Genomic DNA, 21,748 nt, shown 5'->3' with positions numbered 1-21,748 from the left:
AGCAACCAAAGGCGATCAGGGAAAGTAGTTGGCAAATAAGAGGGTGTTTACAACACCCTCTTATGGATAGAATTTACCTCTACTGTTTAGGGCGCAAGAAAGTTGGGAGTACTACTACCACCATTACGGCCAACAGCCGGGATCTCCAATAAGGCATCGGTAGCTTTCCCAGTACCGTCGTCGGTAACAGAAATTTCGCTTCCTGGATGTCCATTAGGGATGAACAACTGTGGATGGTCGAAGGGCGCTTTATCGTAACGAACTCGCTCGTCAGTGAGCGCCTTCAGAAAAGCTACCAGATCATCTTTATTCTGATCGCTCAGGTTAAGGTTCTCGATATCCGCATCCAGATTTTTGATGTTCTGCTCATGGAAGTCACCACCGCGATTGTAAAACTCAACCACTTGTTTGAGGGTCAACGTCCCTCCATTGTGGAAGTACGGTGCGGTGAGTTCCACATTCCGAAGTGTGGACGTTTTGAAGGCTCCGTCTGCGGCTATTCTCTGGTCAGGGCTGACCGTGATATTGGGGTCTTCGCCAAGAAGCTGCTTGAATTTCCCTAGTTGAGCTACTCGTGACTCTGAGAGCGGATTCCCAAACGGGTCTTTATCACCCACACCTAAGTCGTCTGTAGTGGGTCTGACACCAATGTTGTAAAAGCCGTTGTCATAGACGGCTTGTTCTCCATCCCCCATGATCATGCGTTCGAGTCGTTGATCCCGCACGTTTTTCACGGAAGCATTGGTGAATTCTGCCCCACCATGACAGTTGATGCATTTAGCAGATCCCTCGAAAAGCTGTTTACCCCTCAATTGCTGACCAGTTAAGGCGTTTTTGTTGCCATCAAAGTACTGGTCGATAGGTGCATTGTCAGATACTAATGTGGACTCGTACAGTTGAATCGCTAGCCCGAAGAAAAGCGAAAAGTTGTACTCCATCAGCGTGTATGCCTCTTTATTTGGCTCGACAATACTCCCCGCGCTCAAGAGGACGGGTTGCCGACTACCGTCAGTTTTATCAACCTGAATTGACCAGGGGGAATTCCACCACTCTGGCTCGAAGGCATCCTTAATCAGTTGGTTGTAGTTCTTATTCAGTCCCTTTCCATTGGGCGCTCTGTAAATACCTAAGGTACTGTCGTCAACAGCCACCCTCTGTCCTGCGAGTGGTTTCAGACTCGTGGAAAGTAATTTTTTACCAGTTTTCCTTGGTAGCTTTAGTCCCGCACGACGTTTCTTTAAAAGATTTTTCCCAACCACTTTGTTACCGACATCCTGAAACGTGCGACCGTCAGCAGACATCTCAAATGAGCTAATCGGTGGCCCCACTGCCTGCGAAGCAAGAGATGAATTCTTGAGTTTAATACTGACTTGTTGTGGTGTGGTTAGAGAATTTGCTGCTTTGTAAAGTTTAGCGTTGGGGTCTCTTAATCCAAACGGATTAACCCCATTGAAGTAGTTCTGAGCTCGTCCATCCCAAAAGTTGCGGAAATTGAACACCGCATTAATCATAGTTGGTGTGTTGCGCGGTTCTACCTGACGGGTTTCGATGTTGTTCACATTGAAGGTTGGATCGTCGATTTGAGTCACATTGTCTTTCGGATTACCAGGAGTAATACTCACGAACTTGGTATTGAAGACTCCTTGGGAAGAGGCAACATCGTCAATGTCAGAAATAACAGTAGAGTTACGGTTGTTTACATCTGTCAGTTTATGGAATGGGAAATCTCTAGCCTTTAGCGTGTAGTTTGGCCCTCCGAGACTGAAAGTAGTATCGGGAGCCGGCTCGCCGATTGCATCCACACGCAAAATCCCTGGATTAAGCTGGTTTTTAGCCCTGTTGTCCACTCCGGCTTTGAAGTGACAACTAGCACAGGACTGAAGACCATCGCTGCCGACCTGCATATCCCAAAAAAGAGCCTTTCCTAGAGCGATCGCTTTGCTCTTATCGGTTACGTAGCCTGTATAGTCTGGCCCTGGAATCGGCACAGTTTTTAGCGAAGCTAGTGGCTGGGAGGGCGGTGTTATCTGTGCCGATACAGTATGTCCGGCTAGCACTGCGATCGCAACGAGTACCGCGATCGTCACACTGCTTTTCATTTTCCTTGACAACCTTGATGCCAAATCAGTCATCCTACCTAACACAGCAGCCACAAAAATGGCGCTAAGTTTGATTTTCTTCATGTTTTATATTAAAATTGCCAATTTTCTCAAAGGTTGAAGCATTACGGCTCCACCTTCTACTCGGAAATATTGTTGTATTTCACTACACGTACTTAATTATGAGTTTTTTTAAACTTAATTAACTTAACTTTACAAAAACCTCACCAAAAGCTCAGTATTGTTTCGGTTATGGCTATATGACCATACAATATCTTTACAATATTCTCCAGCCAAAATAAAAACAGCCACGATAGCACTCGTGACTGTTAGTAACTATTACTAAATTAACTAACTGGTTGTCTCCGCTTTACATAGCTGTTAAAAGCCACTGTTACAACCAGTTCAAAACTAGTAGTTAATTAAGCTTTGGCTAAGTTTTCAGCAGCGAAGTCCCAGTTAACCAACTGTTCTAGGTAATTCTTAATGAACGCCGGACGGGCGTTTTTGTAGTCAATGTAGTAAGCGTGTTCCCAGACATCTAAGGTTAGGAGTGCCTTCTGACCATGAGCTAAAGGGTTTTCTGCATTTGGTGTTTTAATCACCTTCAGCGTACCACTATCATCAATCAGCCAAGACCATCCACTGCCGAACTGAGTTGCGGCGGCGTTAGAGAACTCTTCTTTGAATTTGTCTAAGCTACCAAAATCTTTATCAATCTTGGCTGCAAGTTCACCGGTGGGTGCACCGCCACCTGCTGGCTTCAGGGAATTCCAGAAGAAGGTGTGGTTCCAAACTTGGGCAGCATTGTTGAAGATTCCTACTTTAGAGGAGTCTTTGAAGGAAATTTTGATCACCTCTTCCAGAGACTTATTAGCAAGTTCCGTACCTTCAACGAGCTTGTTGAGGTTGTCTACATAAGCTTTGTGATGTTTGCCATAGTGATACTCGAAAGTCTCAGCTTTCATGCCATGTGGCTCTAGAGCATTAATGTCAAAGGGTAGTGGTTCTTGTACAAATGCCATTGTGTGAAATCCTCTCTTTATCGGTTTCCAGTCTTAAACTATTGCAGAAGCTTAGAAAATTAACAGCTTTTGTTTTTGGCAGTTTTATTTCCTTAATCATGGAACATAAAACTTAACATCGTCATTCTACTACTAAAGTGAAGATCAAGTGAAGAGACAAAAAAGTACTTAAATTATAAATAAAAATACTAGTGATTAAGGTATAAGAACCCCACCCCCAACCCCCTCCCCGCAAGCGATGAGGGGGCTATGATGTACCTCATTTGATTAGGAAAAGCTATACCACCCTTTTGAATTAAAAAACTAACAGCAAATTGTGATGATTACCACTGAGATAAACGCTGCTGGTAGTAGTTAACAATTTGTGCCGTAACTTCAAATACGTTCAGACCATCGGTTTGAACTTCGATCGCATCCGCTGCTTTTTGCAAAGGAGAGACTTTCCGTGTACTATCTTTCCAGTCACGTTCGGCAATATCCCGTTCCATCTGCTCTAGACTCACTTCGGGTTGACCTTGTTTGTTAAAGTCTTGCTGGCGGCGACGGGCACGTTCACTCACAGAAGCGGTTAAGAAGATTTTCACTTCGGCATCGGGGAATACATGAGTACCGATGTCTCGCCCTTCAGCGACTAACCCACCTTTTTTACCCCAGCTTTGCTGTTGTTTAACTAGTGCTTGACGGACAGCGCTTTGGGCTGCGATCGCCGACACTTTAGATGTTACCTCAATCGTGCGAATTGCCTGGGTAACATCAGTGCCATTAATCCAAACCCGCACAGTCGATTGTAAATCCTGGGTGGGACTGAGTTCAATTTTACACTGGCTAGTTAATTCAGCGATCGCACACTCATCGTCAATAGCAATGTTCATTTGCAACACTAACCAAGTCACAGCCCGGTACATCGCTCCTGAATCCAGATACACCAAATTCAAGTTTGCTGCCACTTGACGCGCCACTGTGGATTTCCCAGCCCCAGCTGGACCATCAATGGCGATAATGGGTTGACGATCGCGCAATATCGTATTGTCAATCAAACGTGTAGAACCCAGACGAGCTGCGATCGCCACCATTCCTTCCTCCTCAACTTTTTCTAAAGACATCAACGTAGTCGGTTCAACCAATTCAATATATTCCACTAAGACCGTACTGACCATTGCCACTTCTTGCTGTACCACTGCAATTAACTTGCTGCGATCGCGATCGCCAGCCTGAAAAGCAGCTTCAGCTCGTTGCAAACCGCGATATAGCACCGCTGCTTGCTCTTTTGCCGTTGCAGTCAAATATTGATTACGAGAACTCAAAGCCAGACCCGACGCTTCTCGTACTGTTGGACAAGCAACAATTTCTACTGGCAAATTTAAGTCAGCTACTAGCCGTTTAATAATTGCCAGTTGCTGACTATCCTTTTGGCCAAAGTAGGCTCGGTCAGGCTGTACCAAGTTGAAAAGCTTGGTAATAATCGTAGCGACACCCTGAAAGTGACCTAGCCGAGAATGACCACACAAGTTTGTTATCATAGCAGATGGGGGGATAACTTGTGTAACCGTTGACTCTTGTTCTTGTATGCTCTTCTGAGGAACTGCGATTTCTCCCGGAGTCGGCGCAAAAATTGCATCTACCCCAGCTTGTTCGCAAAGTTGTTGGTCTTGCTCTAAAGTGCGGGGGTAGCTTTGATAATCCTCGTTGGGAGCAAATTGCAGAGGATTGACAAAAATACTAACAATCACCGTAGAATTTTCTTGGCGCGCTCGTTGAATCAAGCTTAAATGACCTTGATGCAAACTCCCCATTGTCGGCACCAGACCGAGTGCCGTCTGATGCCAATCAGTCATCTCATCTACTAGCAGATTCTCACTAGCTGCAATCAGCTTGTTTTCTGAGCAGCGTTTAGTTAAATAGCAGCGTAAAGCTGCGACTGTTGTGAGCAGGCGCACAAAAATACCCCTAGTTCTTATCGATCCCTCCCCCGTTAGTTTATATCTGAAATACAAGGAAGAGATGTTTGAACTAGGGATTGGGCATTAGGCATTAGGCAGTAGTAATTAAGTTTCTTCCCTATTCCCTATTCCCTATTCCCTACTCCCTATTCCCTACTCCCTACTCCCTAATAATTATTTCCCCAAAACTTCAATCTGTACTAGCGCCACACCACTACCCATCATTCCCAAAATCCGAGCCGCACCAGCAGACACGTCAATGATTCTACCCCGAATGAATGGCCCTCGGTCATTAATCCGCAACACTACAGAACGACCGTTGCGGGTGTTGGTTACACGGACTTGCGTACCAAAGGGTAAACTGCGATGAGCGGCGGTCATTCCTTCTGGATTGAACCTTTGACCGCTAGCAGTACGATTGCCAGAACCATCATAGCCGTAAAAAGAAGCCATGCCTTTGAAGCTAATTCGCACGACTCCGACGGCAATCTTTTGGGGCAATTTAGGTATCGATATTGGCAGACGCATTGGTAAATTTGCAATCTCTCTTAGGGGAGATGCATTGCCTAACAGTCTCCGCAGGCGATTGGTTGCTTGCAATGCATCTTGCGCCAGATTGTTAGTAGTATCTGCTAGTCGTGTCCCTTCATTGATTTCAACCAATTCTTCGCCATTAATTTTGATTGTATAGCGATCGCCATTTTGCTGGATAGGGGTACTTTTGTTTTGCGTTTGATTAGCAAGTGTAGATTTTCCCCCGGCTTTCCAACTTACCGTAATCTTGCTCCCGTCTACATTTTCCCGGTTCAATTGGTTGATTTTAGCTGCTATTATACCAGCTATCTGAACCGGGTCATTATCAACAGAGCTAATCTGGTTATTTACACCCGTTACGTTCCCAGCACTTTCAGTATTTAGTGAGTTGCTAGCAATAAGGGCATACGATTGTACGCCCCCAGAATTTCCAATTGCACCAACTTTTTTAGTTTTAAGACTCGTATCTGCTACAGAACTCAAAAAGGTGAGAACAGGTATATTTTTGATAAAAAGGGTTGCCGCTTTACGTCCTCCAATGTTGTGAGGATGAATTTGTGTAATCACAGCATCCAAGGTTTGTTTCCCTGCTGTTGATTGGTACTCTCCCACTTTCACCACATCAGGGGCAGGTGATTTTTGAGAAGCTAGCACATTTCCCTTAGTGGTTTGAGTGCAACCGACTGTGGGTATCCCCAAAACAGTCACAAACAGGGTGACAATAGGCCAAAAATGTCTTTGATTCATGCGTCCAATTTTTAAAGCGACTGTAGAACTTAAGTTTTATGATTCGTGGGATTTTTCACTAGTGAGAGTGATTTCCCTCCCGGAAAACTCGAACTCGTTTCGCTTTCAGTTTTGTTATTTATAACTGCAACAGACTAGCATGAACCTTTTGGCATGGGGATCAGGGTTTTAGCGTAATTCTCGGCAACTTGATCAAATTAAAATTCCAATTTCAAGGGCGAAACCTTTCTCAAATCAGGTTCTTGGCTGTGTAACGTTTTTTTTCGGCAAGTCAAAAATTTCTTAAAAAACTTTACGTTGATTGGATGCCAGAGTGACGAAACCTTGTTCAAGTCGGTTCTAAAGGGCTGCAATTACCCGTGTATTTTAGATGACAATGATTAGACGCATTTTTGTACGTATTTAATATAACTTTTATTAAATAGCATCGGCAAGAATACTCAAAATTAGTTGTTTAATAAAATCTTTAAATTTTTCTATGAATAAGTTGTCATAGGTGTTACATATAAGATTATTATGCAAATTAGGTTGAATTTACGATCTTTTTTTCAAGTTTTTCCTAGCTAAATTCACCATGACTTGTATCGTTCTTAACTAGACATAAAATAGTGATATATATAACTTACCGTAACAGTATTGCTGAGTATAAAAAAAAGGAAGATACTCAAGCTAATATTTTTTGCAATTAATGATAAAAAAATTAGGAAAACTTGGCGATCGCTGGTAAAAAAGAATTTATTTGTATCAAAAAATACAACAGGTGTTTTTTGCTCTAAGTACTTACTCAAAGATGATTTTTGAGAGCAAGATTTCATTTTCAAAAGTCTTTGCAAGAAATAAATCGGTTATAGGGAAACTGTACACCCCTACTATATATAGTATGTATTTTATGAAATGCAATCTGCCTAATGACAAACCAAGCAAATCAAGGAGATTTAGGAATAGACCCATCACCATTATTAGAAGTTCTCAACGAGTTGCATTCCCGGTACAAACCACTGCGGGATGGTGTAGTAGCGAACTACATTCCAGAATTGGCCAAGGCAAACCCGGACTTGTTCAGCATTTGCATTGTGACAGTAGATGGTCAGGTTTACAAAGTTGGAGACTATGAGCAACTTTTTACCATTCAGTCAATTTCCAAGGTGTTTGCTTATGGACTTGCCTTAGAAGATCATGGACTGGATTACGTTTTGACTAGAGTTGGTGTAGAACCGACAGGGGATGCATTCAATGCGATTATTTTAGATGAGCAATCAAAGCGACCCTATAACCCAATGGTAAACGCAGGCGCGATTGCTACCACTAGCTTAATTAAAGGAGCAGGCCCAACCGAACGCCTCAACCGAATGCTGGATATGTTCCGGCGATATATTGGCCGCGATGTGTTCGTTGACATTTCAGTTTTTACCTCAGAACGCAGTACGGGACATCGCAACCGCGCAATGGCGCATCTGATGCTCAACTTTGGCATGATTGACCGGAACATTGAAGAAGCACTAGATTTATATTTCCAGCAATGTGCTGTGATGGTGAATTGCCAAGACTTAGCAGTGATGGCGGCTACCCTGGCTAACAGAGGTATTAACCCCATCAAAAAAGAACAGGCGGTAGATAAGCGTTACATCAAAGATATTCTGAGTGTTATGTATACCTGTGGGATGTACAACTTTGCAGGTGAGTGGGCTTACAAAATTGGTCTGCCGGCCAAAAGCGGTATTTGTGGTGGGATTATCGCCGTTGTACCGCATAAAATGGGCATTGGAGTTTTTTCGCCGCTGCTGGATGTGCGTGGTAACAGTGTGCGCGGGGTAAAAGTGTGTGAAGAACTTTCTCAACGCTTAGGTCTACATCTATTTGAGTGTCAAGGAAAAGGTGGAAATAAGGAGCCAAATTATCTCAATAATCAAACAGAATCAGATTTTAGTCTAAAAAACATAGAAAACTAACGCACTCTCAAAAGACTAGTCTTACAGAGATTTATTTGGAATTTTTAATGGCAGAGTAGTAATGATTTTGTAAAGCTCCCGTAATATTACTGCTTTTATCGGAATATCTATAGTAAGATTAAAGACATTTAAGAATAAATATTTTATATTTTAGATGAATTGCTTTTCTCAGAAAGTAACGGATTCTCAAGAGAGTATTTCACAACAGACTCAGCTTGGTCAGATATGTGGTTCCAAGCAGTTATTTTGCGACCGCTATGAAATACTCCAAATTTTGGGTAGAGGTGGTTTTGGCGTTACGTTTTTAGCCAAAAATGCCCTATTACCAGGGACTCCTCTCTGTGTCATTAAACAGCTTTGTCCGAAAACGATTAATCCTCAAAGTTGGCAAAGGGCTTGTATGCGCTTTGAAAAAGAAGCAAAAACCTTAGCCCAACTCGGTAGTCATTCTCAAATTCCCATGCTACTAGACTACTTTCAGGCGAAAGGGGAGTTTTATTTAGTTCAAGAGTACGTCCGGGGTTTGACTTTGGCACGAGAAGTGCGGCGAACTGGCCCCAAAAGTGAAGCCACAGTTAAACAATTTTTGCAGGAATTATTACCAGTATTACAGTATCTTCATAAACATTGTGTAATTCATCGGGATATTAAGCCCCAAAATTTATTGCGGTGTGAAGATGACGGGCGAGTAGTGTTGATTGATTTTGGTGCAGTAAAAGAGCAATTAGTTAACCAAGTTGCAAACACCAATTTTATCGGCACTAGGGGATTTGCACCACCAGAACAGTTTTCTCTACATCCAGTTTATGCCAGTGATATTTATGCACTGGGTATAACTTGTATTTATATGTTGACTGGCAAAAGTCCTTTAGAATTTGACTATGACCTGAACACTGGTGAAATATGTTGGCAAAAAGAGGTAAATATCAGCGACAGTTTTGCCCAGGTTTTAGGAAAAATGGTGAAAATTACTTTAGATGAGCGATTTAAAACTGCTAATGAAGTGATGAAAGCTTTAGGGAATCAAAGCTATTTGCCTGCTTTGGCTGACTGTTTAACTAACCAAAAATTAAACAATAAAAGTATTACACAACACGACAATTCTGATGTATATGTGCCACCTGTAGCTAGAACTGCTAGTGCCATTCGCAAATGGAGAACAAGGCTCAATGAAGCAAAATTGCAGAGTTAAGTTGAAGTTTTATTTGCTTAAAGTATCAAATGAACAATTATTAATCAGCGATTTCAAATATCCAAAACAAATTTTGTAACCATTTTGACTTCATTTTATAGTCAGTAATAGTTAATTAATGAAGAGTTTCACTTAATACTTAGCCAATTTTGCTTGCCAATATACAAGCAAAATTACTAGGGCTAGCAGTTTAGAAAAAATTTCTATTCAGATTCTTATATAATTGGTAAAATAATTAATCTTATGACTCTCGTAGTTTTCCACAGATGAGGAAGACTAACTACTATTTACAAAGTTAACTATATAAGTAATTCCCCAATCCCCAGTACAGGGTTTTCTACCACAAGTAAGCGAGAGTCAATTATCTTAAGGGAAAATTCGGGACAAACTTAGCCTAAGTTGTCATGCAGTCGCGCCTGTCAGATCATGATCTGCTGCTTAAATCCCGATTGCCTAAATCCCCTGAATCCCAATGGAAAAAAGTTTTGCCAAAGTTGCAGCACCCCGCTGGTGTCACTTTTAAGAAATCGCTTCCGTGTCATCCGAGTCCTTTCAGATGAGGGGGGATTTGGCAGAACCTATCTATCAGAAGATGTAGATAAACTCAATGAACGTTGTGTCATCAAGCAATTAGCTCCAAAATTCCAAGGAACTTGGTCGCAAAAAAAGGCGATGGAGTTGTTTGCTGAAGAAGCGCAGCGACTACAAGAACTCGGAGAACATCCCCGAATTCCGACTCTGCTAGCTTACTTTGAGCAAGACGGCTGCTTGTATTTAGTGCAGCAGTTTATTAATGGAGAAAATTTGTTAAAGGAGTTACAACAGCGTAAGGCGTATAGTGCTAAAGAAATTGAATCTATTTTGCTAGATTTACTCCCCATCCTCAAGTTTATCCACGATCGCAAAGTCATTCATCGGGATATCAAGCCAGAAAATATTATCCGGCATAAAAGTGATGGGCGATTAAGCCTGATTGATTTTGGCTCCTCAAAGCAATTCACAGCGAGGGTTCAGCAGAAAACCGGCACATCCATTGGTTCACATGGTTATTCTCCCCTAGAACAGATTAGAGATGGTAAAGCTTTTCTTGCCAGTGACTTGTTCGGTTTGGGGGCTACCTGTTTTCATCTACTAACGGGAAGTTCTCCCTTTGATCTATGGATGGAATCTGGGTATGCTTGGGTGAGTAATTGGCGGCAATATTTACGGAGTCCATTAAATCCTGAATTGGATTTTGTGATCGACAAGCTTTTGAAAAAAGACATCCAAGAACGTTACCAGTCAGCCGATGAAGTTCTCAGAGACTTGACTCCAAAACAATTACTGGCACTACCTCCAGCCGGAAAATCATCTGGGAAAATACCACCAACTAAAGCCCCATATTCCCCAAAAAATTATACCTTACTGAGAATTTTAATTTTGGTAAGTGCTTTGATTTTGTTGTTCGGATTTGGAGAATCTTGGTATAAACATTTTCGCCAGATTCAAACCAGTTTGTCCTCTAGGCTGAGTCAGCACAATAGTCCTGGTAAAAATGACACGGTTTTAGGTCAATTGCCAAAGATTATTTTGGGAAAGGTTTCATTAGTTAATACCCTGCAAGGACATAAAAACTCGGTTTTATCTATTGCCATCAGCCCCGATGGCAAGACTATTGTCAGTAGTGGCGACAATCGCACCATCAAACTTTGGGATCTCGCAACCGGAAAACAAATCTCCATACTCAATGGACATTCTGCTCTGGTGAATGTCGTGGTGATCAGCCCAGATGGCAAAACTTTAGTTAGTGCTAGTGATGACAACACCATCAAAATCTGGAATCTAGCAACGCGAAAGCAAATTCGTACTCTTACAGGACATTCTGACTCAGTTCATGCCCTAGCCATCAGCGCTGATAGTCAGACCCTAGTTACTGGTAGTGATGACAACACCATCAAAATCTGGGATTTAGCAACAGGAGAGGAAATTAGGACGCTGACAGGGCATAGATTCTGGGTGCGATCGCTAGCCATCAGCCCCGATGGCGTGATTCTTGCCAGTGGTAGTTTTGACAAGACCATCAAAATCTGGAATCTAACAAAGGGATACCCAATCCGCACACTAGAAGGAAATTCTCAAACAGTAACAACTGTGGCTATTAGCCCCGATGGTAAAATTTTAGCAAGTGGTAGCCGCGATGTCTACGACGGGCTACGCCAACGCACCATCAAACTTTGGAATCTCGCTACTGGAAAAGAAATTCAGACACTGGCGGGACATGGCAACACAGTAACAACCGTTGCCTTCAGTGCCGATGGTAAAATTCTTGCTAGTGGCAGCCGCGATCGCACGATAAAATTGTGGAATGTAGCCACAGGAGAGGAAATACTGACATTGGCGGCACACACTAAAACCGTAACATCCGTTACATTCAGTCCCGATGGACAAAACCTTGTTAGTGGTAGTGAAGACAACACTATTAAGATTTGGCGGTTATCTCAGTAAGGTTTTTTCTAAATCACTACTGAGAAATTTACTCTTTCGGATTAAATACTTGTGCTAACAGCAACGCTAATGCTGCTGTACCAGCGATCGCACCCAACTGGAAAAGCGGATTTTTATCTAGCCAGTCGGAAATGCTGGGTACAACCAAGTTACTATAGTCCCCATCCACTCGGTCGTCTTCGGGAACAGATTGGTAAAAATTATTTGGTGCATCTTCAGACTTCGGCTCAGAACTATGCTGTAAATCGAAACCGACGAGCAGTAACAGTGAATCTACTAATGACGGTGAGACGCGCTGTACCAAATCTAATATTTTAGCGACATCCCCAACCAAGAAGTCACGAGTTGGGTGTTCGGCTGCATAGAGGATGGCATCAGCTACAAGTTTAGGGTCGTAGTAGGGTGGTATGCCGGCTGGCTTTACGCCTAATTTCGTCAAACCATTGTTCCAGAAGGGGGTGTTAATCACCGCTGGCTTCACACTCGTAACGCTGATCGGCCATTTTTCATGTTGCAACTCAACGCGCATGGCTTCGATAAAGCCCTCGACCCCATGTTTGGATGCCGAGTAAGCACTTTGGTATGGAAGCGATCGCCTACCTTCCATTGAAGAGACGTGGATCAGTGCCCCCCGTCCCTCACACTTGAGATGGGGTAGGGCTGCCATTGCACCATACACTTGCCCCATGAGGTTGACATTAATTACGTGCTGAAATTCTTCTGGTGTTATATTATCGACAGTGGCAAAGATGCCAATAGCGGCGACGTGTACCCACGTATCGAGTCGCCCGTACACCTCTACAGTTTTATCTGCGATCGCCTTAACTTGCTCAAATACCTCCACATCCGCTACTAAAAAAGTTGCCTCGCCGCCAAAGCTCTGAATTTCCTCTACTAAAGACTTTAGCTTTGACTCACTGCGAGCCGAAACAACCACTTTTGCCCCGCGTCTAGCAAACTCAAGAGCTGTCACCCGTCCGATACCGCTGGAGGCTCCAACGACCGAAACTACCTGCTGATTGATTGGTTTTAATTGCATAAGTGCTACTATTAAGTGTTAAATTTGCCGCTTTCTATCTTTTGGGAATCTGAAATTATCTGTAAGCATTATTTTTCAGATATTACCTAATACTATAAAATTCTTAACAACTCTGAATCTTTCATGAGTTATAGAATCTTTGCAGACCATGAGGAGTTGTTTTACAACCATCGGACGACTTTTGACTATTAGCATCAATTATCATCCTGACTAGATTAGCTGGCGTTTATACTTGGGGATTACAAAATACAACTTGCTAATATTCTTGACCTGCAACCGATAAACCAACTCATTCATTTCTTCCTTTCCTGATTTTTGCGCCCTTTGTTTTACTCTCTGCATAAATTGATAGCAATGCGGTGAAAACTAATAGAGCTACTCGTGGAAGATAAGTACTCCACAAAACAAGAAGTTTATAAACCCCATCATGATTATGGGATATGAGGTTTAACTATGATTCATCACATATCTATTTCTGTTACAAACCCCCTGAAGGGAGAACTTGGTCAGCCAGACATAAAGGCCAAAAACAAGAAAGGCGAACTCGGCGACCACTCATCAGAGAAAGAACGACAAAGGCCAAAGAAGCACTCCAAGGGCAGCAAAAATGAAAGCATTAAAATAGACCGAGAAGAAATACTAGAATATCCCCTAGAACTGCTGCCAGCAGATGCACAATTCAAAGGATATGAAGAAGTAATCGTTCAAAACATATTATATTATTCTTGAAAAATCTGTTCTTAATCCCTTGGTTTACTCATCTATGCCCGAATAACTCCTTTCCCCGAAATATTGAGGGGATACAAATTAGGGATATTTATCGATTACGTTGGGGAGTTGAGTTGCTATGGAACTTTTTAAAGATGCATCTAAAACTTGATAAATTAATTACCAAAAATGTTAATGGTATTAATATACAAATTTATGTCAGTTTGATAGCTTATCTGATTTTACAGCTTATATCTATTCCCCAACAATGGGGTAATAAATTATTAGTATACTGCATTCTTTAGAGCTGACTCAATCATCTTTTGACCGACAAGAAAAACTAATGAACTTATTTGAGCTTTTAGCAGGGGAAGACCATCATCCAAGCTTAATCACGGCTGACGATCGCTCGCTAACCTATAAGCAATTACGCAAGAACGTTATGGAACTGGTATCCCAACTCAGCAGCTTTGGATTGCAAGAGGAAGAACGCATTGCCATTGCTATGACTAATGGTTCACCAATGGCTATTACCTTTTTAGCTGCTGCTTTATGTGGCACTGCTGCACCTTTGAATCCCAAATATAAACAAGAAGAATTTGCTTTCTATTATGAAGATACTCAGGCAAAAGCACTGATTACAACACTGTCTGAGGGCATAGAAGCAGCCATTGCCGCCGTCACACCAGAAATGATATTAATCAATGTCAAGGTGAACACCGACGGTACATTGAGTTTTGAATTAGTCAAGGAGAAACTTCCCCCCTGCTCCTCCAAAGTTCTGAATACCCCATTAGACTTTTCTCTGCTCCCTGCTCCCTTGCCTTCGTCTGACAATGTAGCAGTGATTCTTCACACCAGCGGAACCACAAGTCGTCCCAAACGTGTTCCTATTCGTCATCGCAACTTGATTGCCTCAGCAAAAAATATCATTGGTGCTTACTCACTCACAGCAGATGATACTACACTTTGCCTAATGCCGCTGTTCCATATTCATGGATTAGTGGGCTGTTTGCTGGCAACTCTGGCATCGGGTGGGACGCTGGTTTGTCCTAATGGTTTTAATGCTCTGGAGTTTTGGAAACTGGTAGAAACCTACAAACCCACTTGGTATTCCGCAGCCCCAACCATGCATCAAACAATTCTGGCACGCGCTAGCCGCAACACAGAAATTGTCAAAGCTAACCGCTTCCGTTTCATTCGCTCTAGTAGCGCTCCTTTGCCCCCAATTATCATTGAACAGTTGGAAACAACCCTCAATGCTCCGGTGGTGGAATCTTACAGCATGACTGAAGCATCCCATTTAATGACCACTAACCCCCTACCGCCAAAAGTTCGGAAACCAGGGACTGTAGGTTACGGTTTCGGTGTAGAAGTCGGCATTATGGACTCAGAAGGCAACCTACTTCCCCAAGGAAGTTTGGGCGAGGTGGTGGTAAAAGCACCCAATGTCATTGATGGCTACGAAAACAACCCAGAAGCTAATGCTACGGCTTTTATTAACGGTTGGCTCCGCACAGGCGATCAAGGCACACTAGATGAAGACGGCTACCTCCGCTTGACTGGACGGATTAAAGAATTAATTAACCGGGGTGGGGAAAAAATTTCTCCTTTAGAAGTGGATGATGTTTTGTTACGCCATCCCGCTGTGGTTGAAGCTCTAGCTTTTGCCGTCCCCCATAAATCTTTAGGGGAAGATATTCATGCAGCTGTTGTCCTCAAGGCAGAAATCGGTGAAAAAGAACTTTTAGCTCACTGTTCAACCATGCTGGCAGATTTTAAAGTTCCCAAGCAAGTTCACATTTTGGATCAGCTGCCTCGTGGTGCTACTGGGAAATTACAACGGCTGGCTATGGCGAAATTGCTTAATTTAGTGGGGAGTGGGGAGTAAGAAGTGGGAAGTGGGGTAGATGAGGAAACGGTTGAGCCTTTGAGGTCGGAAGTTGAGCCTTTGAACTCGGAAGTTGAGGTTCTGAACTCGGAAGTTGAGCCTTTGAACTCGGAAGTTGAGGTTCTGAACTCGGAAGTTGAGCCTCTGAACTCGGAAGTTGAGCCTCTGAACTCGGACGTTGAGCCTCTGAACTCGAAAGTTGAGCCTTTGAACTCGGAAGTTGAGCCTCTGAACTCGGAAGTTGAGCCTCTGAACTCGGAAGTTAACTCTTTGACGAATGACAAAATGAAAATCTGTATTGTTGGCGCGGGTGCAATCGGTGGATATTTAGGAGCAAAACTGGCACTGGCAGGTGAAGCTGTGACGCTGATTGCTCGTGGTTCTCATTTAGAAGCAATTCAAAAAAATGGACTGAAGCTGATTATGGCGGATGGTTCTAGCCAAATTGTCAGTCCATCTCTGGTAACTAGCGATATTCAGGAGGTGGGGACACAAGATGTAGTAATTCTCACTGTTAAAGCTCACAGTGTATCTGCGATCGCACCTGCTCTTTCTGCACTCTATGATTCTCAGACGATGGTGGTAACAGCCCAAAATGGCGTTCCTTGGTGGTACTTCCGTCAGCATGGTGGTGAGTATGAAGGTACGCGCATTCAATCTGTTGACCCAGATGGAATCATTGAAGCTAATATTGGTGCTAACCGCGTTATTGGTTGTGTTGTTTACCCGGCAACTGAGATAGTTGAACCTGGTGTGATCAAGCATATTGAAGGCGATCGCTTGACTTTGGGTGAAATCGACGGCACTAAGAGCGATCGCATCCAGTCCTTAGCACAGATTTTAAAAAAAGCAGGATTCAAAGCACCAATTCGCAATCAAATTCGCACTGAAATTTGGATCAAATTGTGGGGGAATGTGGCGTTTAATCCCATCAGTGCCTTAACTGGTGCGACGCTAGAAAGTATTTGTCAGTATCCTCTTACCCGTAAACTAGCACGGCAAATGATGACCGAAGCTCAGGCGATCGCTCAAAACTTGGGTATTAAGTTTGGCATTACTTTAGAACAGCGAATTAATGGGGCAGAAAACGTTGGTGCCCACAAAACCTCAATGCTACAAGATATTGAAGCCGGACGACCCACGGAAATAGATGCTATTGTCGGGGCGGTAGCAGAATTGGGAAAACTAACTCAAATTCCTACACCTTATATTGATGCTATCTATGCCAGCGTTAAGCTGCTGGAGGCGACCAAAGTCGCGTCGCTCCCAATTCAAAATCCACATAAATAAATTTAGAGAGAAGTCCCTAAGAGGATGAATGAACAAGTCGTCTTCTTGGTAGCAAATACTTTGAGATCCCCCTAAATCCCCCTTAAAGAAGGGGGACTTTGAGAGAGGTTGCCCCCTTTTTTAAGGGGAGGCATCGCGGTCTTCTCCCAAAGGGAGAGGCTAGCGCCTTCGCGGAGCGTCTCGTAGAGAAGGGGGTTTCCCCCATGAGTGACTGCCGACGCAGAGGGAAGCGCAAAGGATACGCAAAGCTGTATTTAGTGTTCTTAAGTTAGTTTTGATCTAAGCGCAGTACTGCCATAAAGGCTTCTTGGGGTACATCTACTGTACCTACAGATTTCATCCGCTTTTTACCTTTTGCTTGCTTCTGTAAGAGTTTCTTTTTACGGCTGATGTCACCACCGTAACACTTGGCTAGTACATCCTTCCGCAATGCGGGAATGTTTTCACTGGCGATAACTTTACTACCAATAGACGCTTGAATTGGCACCTTAAATTGATGGCGGGGAATCAGTTCTTTGAGTTTTTCTGCCATCGATCGCCCGACGTTGTAAGCTTTATCTCGGTGGACAATCATCGCCAAAGAATCTACCGGATCGCCGTTGATCATAATATCTAGCTTCACCAGAGGATTTTCACGGTAGCCAATGAGATGATATTCCATGCTGGCATAACCGCGCGATCGCGATTTCATCTGGTCAAAAAAGTCAGTCACAACTTCCGCCAAGGGTAACTCGTAAGTAAGGGTAGTTCGTCCTTGGGTGAGATATCTCATATCCTTGAAGATGCCACGGCGATTTTGTGACAATTCCATCAAAGCGCCGACGTAGGTTTCCGGCGTAATCATTTCTACTTTGACGTAGGGTTCTTCAATTCTTTGGCGATCGTTGGGAGAAGGTAAGCGACTGGGATTATCGATGTACAGTTCCTCACCTTTCAGGGTAATCACCTTATAAACCACTGAGGGGGCTGTAATGATTAAATCTAAGTTATACTCCCGCTCTAGGCGTTCCTGGACAATTTCCATGTGCAGTAAACCCAAGAATCCGCAACGGAAGCCAAACCCCATCGCGCTCGAAGTTTCTGGTTCGTAGTGTAGCGCCGCATCGTTGAGTTCGAGCTTTTCCAAGGCTTCCCGCAAGTCTTCAAATTGGTCAGCATCAATGGGGAACATCCCGCAATAAACCATCGGGTTCGCTTCTGCGTAGCCTGGTAAGGGTGTCTCTGCTTTCGCCTTACTTAGGGTAATTGTGTCTCCTACCCGGGCATCAGCTACAGCTCTAATTGATGCTCCCAAATAGCCTACTTCGCCAGCGTGTAGTTCATCAACTTGCTTTTGAGTCGGAGAAAGGATGCCCAACTCATCAATTTCAAATTCTTTACCAGATGCCATTAAATGGATGCGATCGCCTTTTTTAACGGTGCCATCCATCACCCGGAAATACACAATTACTCCCCGGTAGCTGTCGTAATAACTATCAAATATTAACGCCCGTAAGCGTTCATTGATCGTATTGGGCGGTGGCGGTATCCGCTCGACAACTGCTTCTAAAATCTGATCAATACCAATTCCTTCTTTAGCAGAAGCAAGTATCGCACCACTGCAATCTAGACCGATAATTTCTTCAATTTCGCCAATTACCCGTTCCGGTTCAGCCCCAGGTAAATCAATTTTATTCAAAACCGGGATAATTTCCAGGTTACTCTCTAACGCTAAATATACATTTGCCAAAGTTTGCGCCTCTACACCTTGGGACGCATCTACTACCAATAGCGCTCCTTCACAAGCAACAAGAGAGCGCGACACCTCATAAGAAAAATCCACATGACCCGGAGTGTCAATTAGGTTCAGCACATATTGCTGACCATCCTTGGCTGTGTAGTTCATCCGGGCAGCTTGCAGCTTAATTGTAATGCCGCGCTCCCGTTCTAAGTCCATATTGTCGAGAAACTGTTCCTTCATCTGTCGGTCTTCAACAGTGCCAGTGGCTTGCAGCAAGCGATCGGCGAGGGTTGATTTCCCGTGGTCGATGTGAGCAATAATACAAAAATTGCGAATGCGAACTGCGGGAACGTCAGTCATATACTATCTTTGCCTTAGCAGCAACCAAAGTTAAAAAAGCAATTTACTTAATGTATTTTAATGCTTTCTTAGCCAAGACGCTGCTTGGTTTTTAGTGCTGAGTGCTGAGTTAGGAGTGCTGAGTTAGGAGTTTTATTTCCCCCCTGCCCTCCCTTCACCCCATCTTTAACTTTCGATCTAAATAGGTGAACTTTTAAGAATATTATGAAAGTCTATTTGTCGTTGCTAGTATTCAACAGCTAGGAGCGTACAATAAATGTAAATAAGTACGTGTAGGGATCATGTAGGGATCATGGGCAATTATCAGCCGTAATCGCCCAGAATCACTGATTTCCCGACAAAAGTTCTAGAAAGCTATTGTCTAGTTAGTTATATGAAAAATGCGATTTGAAACTTAAGCTGTTACTTTGGTGCTATTTCGGGGAACTATGTAACTGCGCCCTTGAAGATTTTTTCAGTGAATTAGCCCAAATGATGAATATAACTACTTTACAAAGCTTTAGACAAAACCAATTCACAGTATGTCAAACCTATGAATATGCAAGAGAAAACTACCGAAGCGGAAAACACACGAGCCGATAAGGTAGAAATTGCTGTCCGCCTAGACTCCGAGTTACTAGAGCAAATTCAGCATCTCACCAATGACCCAAGTAAAGTGATTGAAGTGGCAATTCGCCAGTGGTTACGGGGTGAAATCCTCAGAGATGATGAACTGACGCGTACCCCTGTGCGTACCCCCGTTCCTCCTCGCGGTGAATGGAACGATTGACACTATAAAAAAGTGAAGTTTGCCAATCTGGATTTCAGAACACCAAGAAATACCCAATAGAAACGAAAAAGCTGTAAAAATTTATGCAAAATTTGGAGCAGCTTTAGTAAAATTACGGTCGGATACCCTTTGTCTATCCAACTCAATTAATGACTATTATTGCCAATTCCCAATTAGCGAATGTATTTTCCCCAAATCTGGAATCTATTACCAGTAGGACTGATGGCTCATTACCAACTCTAGGAGCGGAGTTGGTGTACACCCAAGATGCGGCAGGGCGCTATCTGACCTTTTGTTGGCAGTACAACGACCTGCTGGGGTTAAATACTGAAAAAATAGTTGACGAACTGAACCAAGCCCAAACCTTTGCGCCAGTGGATAAGGTTACCTATTTGGAACGATTGCACCGAATTTTGACAAGTTTGATGCCAGAAAGGTTTCAGTGTTGGTTTAGCTACCACCAAGAATTATTTGAGTTGGAGTTGGTAATTAGTCCGATTATGCCAAGCTTGGGAACGGCTGCCACGACAGTTTTAGTCATGGGACGGTTACTGCAAGCCACACTCAACAAAAAACAAGTGCGTGTGACATCAAGAAAGCCCACACAAATAGAGTTGGTTTTGCGTTCACAGCAACACCAAAAACTGGTAAATCGGATTACCAGAAATATCCGCAGGACGTTGGATTTAGATATCATTTGGCAACAAACAGTTGACAGTTTAGGGAAAGCACTAGGACTAGAACGCTGCATTATTTGTCGTCCCTACCAACCCTGTAGCTCAAAAGTGAAAGTGATGGCTGAGTATCACCAGCCAGAACTTACCTCAATGCTTGGCTCACAAGAAATAGATATAGATTCTGAGCCTGCCTTTGCTCAGGCATTAGCAACCCTAGAACCAGTTGTGATAGAAGTGCCTGGATACACTGAGTCTGGGCGGCAGAAAACTTTGGTGGTTGCGACTTGTTATCAAGACCAAGCCAATGGATTAGTTGCCTTGACTTGGCAGGATGAATGCTACACATTAACAGAATCGGAACTAGAACTCGCAAAAGAAGCAGCAGATCAGTTGGGAACTGCGATCGCACATGCTACTTTATATAAAGAATTAGAAGCAGCCCGTCAAAAAGCTGAAGAAGCTTCCCGCCTGAAGAGCGAGTTTCTGGCTAATGTATCCCATGAAATTCGTACCCCCCTCAACGGGATGATTGGCTTCTTGAAGCTGATTTTAGAAGGGATGGCAGATGACCCAGAAGAACAAAACCAATTTTTGACAGAAGCTCACCACTTATCTATACATCTACTGAATATCATCAATGATATTTTGGACATTGCCAAAATCGAAGCTGGCAAAATGGAGCTAGTTTATGCTCCAGTCAAGCTAGATGAGCTATTCAGTGATGTAGAAAATTTTATGCGTCCCCAAGCAGAAATGAGAAACCTCAGCTTTCGGATGCAGATGCCTGCTACCTCTGATGAAATTATTGTCCAAAGCAACTATCAACGGTTGCTACAAGTTATGCTGAATTTGTTAGGTAACGCCATCAAATTTACCCATGAAGGCGGCGTAACTGTCAGCGCCGATTTAGTACTTAAAAAAGCGAAGGCGAACTTTCAAGGTCAGCAATTTCCTGGCATGGTGAGAGTACGTGTGGCAGACACTGGCATCGGTGTTTCCTTGGACAAACAAGATAAACTATTTCAATTATTCTCTCAGGTGGATGGCTCCCGCACTCGCCAGTATGGTGGTACAGGTTTAGGACTGGCAATATCCCAGAAGCTCGTGGAGGCAATGGGCGGCGAGGTACATTTTTATAGTTTGGGCGAAGGACTTGGCTCAACAGTCACATTTACAGTGCCACTATATCAACAACCAGTCATGGTTTCATCTAGTGATAGCGACTCAATAAACAGTTGTGAGTGCTGAGTTTGGATACTTGGCAATACTTGGTTTTGAATTTTTAACTTTAAATTATTTGAGCATTTATTATTTAATAAACGTG

The 21,748-nt window shown here is 43.2% G+C and carries 14 protein-coding genes and 1 pseudogene; 9 read left to right on the top strand and 6 right to left on the bottom strand.

Annotation, left to right across the window (positions count from 1 at the left end):
* Positions 1 to 86: 86 nt before the first annotated feature.
* From ACEW80_RS22275 to ACEW80_RS22260, 4 genes are all read right to left on the bottom strand, one after another.
* Positions 87 to 2,183 (bottom strand): cytochrome-c peroxidase, encoded by a 2,097-nt coding sequence (locus tag ACEW80_RS22275; RefSeq protein WP_373528687.1) that lies wholly within the window; start codon positions 2,181 to 2,183, stop codon positions 87 to 89.
* A 338-nt stretch (positions 2,184 to 2,521) separates the two neighbouring features.
* The gene (locus ACEW80_RS22270) at positions 2,522 to 3,124 is read right to left on the bottom strand and encodes a superoxide dismutase (protein ID WP_373528686.1); all 603 of its coding nucleotides are present in this window, start codon (positions 3,122 to 3,124) and stop codon (positions 2,522 to 2,524) included.
* A gap of 323 nt (positions 3,125 to 3,447) precedes the next feature.
* The gene (locus tag ACEW80_RS22265; protein ID WP_373528685.1) at positions 3,448 to 5,061 is read right to left on the bottom strand and encodes a bifunctional pantoate--beta-alanine ligase/(d)CMP kinase; all 1,614 of its coding nucleotides are present in this window, start codon (positions 5,059 to 5,061) and stop codon (positions 3,448 to 3,450) included.
* Positions 5,062 to 5,238: 177 nt separating this feature from the next.
* Positions 5,239 to 6,345, bottom strand: coding sequence for a septal ring lytic transglycosylase RlpA family protein (locus tag ACEW80_RS22260; protein WP_373528684.1), 1,107 nt, complete (start codon positions 6,343 to 6,345; stop codon positions 5,239 to 5,241).
* A gap of 908 nt (positions 6,346 to 7,253) precedes the next feature.
* Between ACEW80_RS22260 and glsA the strand changes: the two genes are divergently transcribed.
* The 3 genes from glsA to ACEW80_RS22245 all read left to right on the top strand — a co-directional run bounded on the left by glsA (position 7,254) and on the right by ACEW80_RS22245 (position 11,970).
* On the top strand, positions 7,254 to 8,294 hold the full coding sequence (gene glsA / locus ACEW80_RS22255; protein WP_373528683.1) for a glutaminase A: 1,041 nt from the start codon (positions 7,254 to 7,256) through the stop codon (positions 8,292 to 8,294).
* A gap of 154 nt (positions 8,295 to 8,448) precedes the next feature.
* On the top strand, positions 8,449 to 9,486 hold the full coding sequence (locus ACEW80_RS22250; protein ID WP_373528682.1) for a protein kinase: 1,038 nt from the start codon (positions 8,449 to 8,451) through the stop codon (positions 9,484 to 9,486).
* 426 nt (positions 9,487 to 9,912) lie between these two features.
* Complete coding sequence (locus ACEW80_RS22245) at positions 9,913 to 11,970, top strand: protein kinase (RefSeq protein ID WP_373528681.1); 2,058 nt, start codon at positions 9,913 to 9,915, stop codon at positions 11,968 to 11,970.
* 28 nt (positions 11,971 to 11,998) lie between these two features.
* On the opposite strand, the gene ACEW80_RS22240 is transcribed toward ACEW80_RS22245, so the two are convergent.
* Entirely contained in the window at positions 11,999 to 13,009 is a 1,011-nt protein-coding gene (locus ACEW80_RS22240; protein WP_373528680.1) for an SDR family oxidoreductase, read from the bottom strand.
* 453 nt (positions 13,010 to 13,462) lie between these two features.
* Between ACEW80_RS22240 and ACEW80_RS22235 the strand changes: the two genes are divergently transcribed.
* The 4 genes and pseudogenes from ACEW80_RS22235 (at position 13,463) to ACEW80_RS22220 (ending at position 16,898) form a co-directional block, all read left to right on the top strand.
* Positions 13,463 to 13,738 carry a hypothetical protein gene (locus ACEW80_RS22235; protein ID WP_373528679.1) on the top strand — a complete coding sequence of 92 codons (276 nt, stop codon included), beginning with the start codon at positions 13,463 to 13,465 and terminating at the stop codon, positions 13,736 to 13,738.
* Between the two features lie 77 nt (positions 13,739 to 13,815).
* A pseudogene (locus ACEW80_RS22230) lies at positions 13,816 to 14,004 on the top strand (transposase); the annotation flags it as partial.
* Positions 14,005 to 14,060: 56 nt separating this feature from the next.
* A complete protein-coding gene (locus ACEW80_RS22225; RefSeq protein WP_373528678.1) occupies positions 14,061 to 15,608 on the top strand; it encodes an acyl--CoA ligase in 1,548 nt (515 codons plus the stop codon).
* A gap of 3 nt (positions 15,609 to 15,611) precedes the next feature.
* Complete coding sequence (locus ACEW80_RS22220) at positions 15,612 to 16,898, top strand: 2-dehydropantoate 2-reductase (protein ID WP_373528677.1); 1,287 nt, start codon at positions 15,612 to 15,614, stop codon at positions 16,896 to 16,898.
* A 268-nt stretch (positions 16,899 to 17,166) separates the two neighbouring features.
* Here ACEW80_RS22220 and lepA read toward each other — a convergent pair whose 3' ends face one another.
* A complete protein-coding gene (lepA, locus tag ACEW80_RS22215) occupies positions 17,167 to 18,978 on the bottom strand; it encodes a translation elongation factor 4 (RefSeq protein ID WP_373528676.1) in 1,812 nt (603 codons plus the stop codon).
* 532 nt (positions 18,979 to 19,510) lie between these two features.
* Here lepA and ACEW80_RS22210 point away from each other — a divergent pair.
* Both ACEW80_RS22210 and ACEW80_RS22205 read left to right on the top strand, forming a co-directional pair.
* Complete coding sequence (locus ACEW80_RS22210; protein WP_012408258.1) at positions 19,511 to 19,747, top strand: hypothetical protein; 237 nt, start codon at positions 19,511 to 19,513, stop codon at positions 19,745 to 19,747.
* Between the two features lie 149 nt (positions 19,748 to 19,896).
* Positions 19,897 to 21,672, top strand: coding sequence for an ATP-binding protein (locus tag ACEW80_RS22205; RefSeq protein WP_373528675.1), 1,776 nt, complete (start codon positions 19,897 to 19,899; stop codon positions 21,670 to 21,672).
* Positions 21,673 to 21,748 lie beyond the last annotated feature (76 nt).

The sequence above is a fragment of the Nostoc sp. genome (genome assembly GCF_041747015.1).
Taxonomy (GTDB): domain Bacteria; phylum Cyanobacteriota; class Cyanobacteriia; order Cyanobacteriales; family Nostocaceae; genus Nostoc.
Note: the sequence above shows the minus strand (reverse complement) of the source record. Positions and strands in the feature narration are given on the sequence as shown.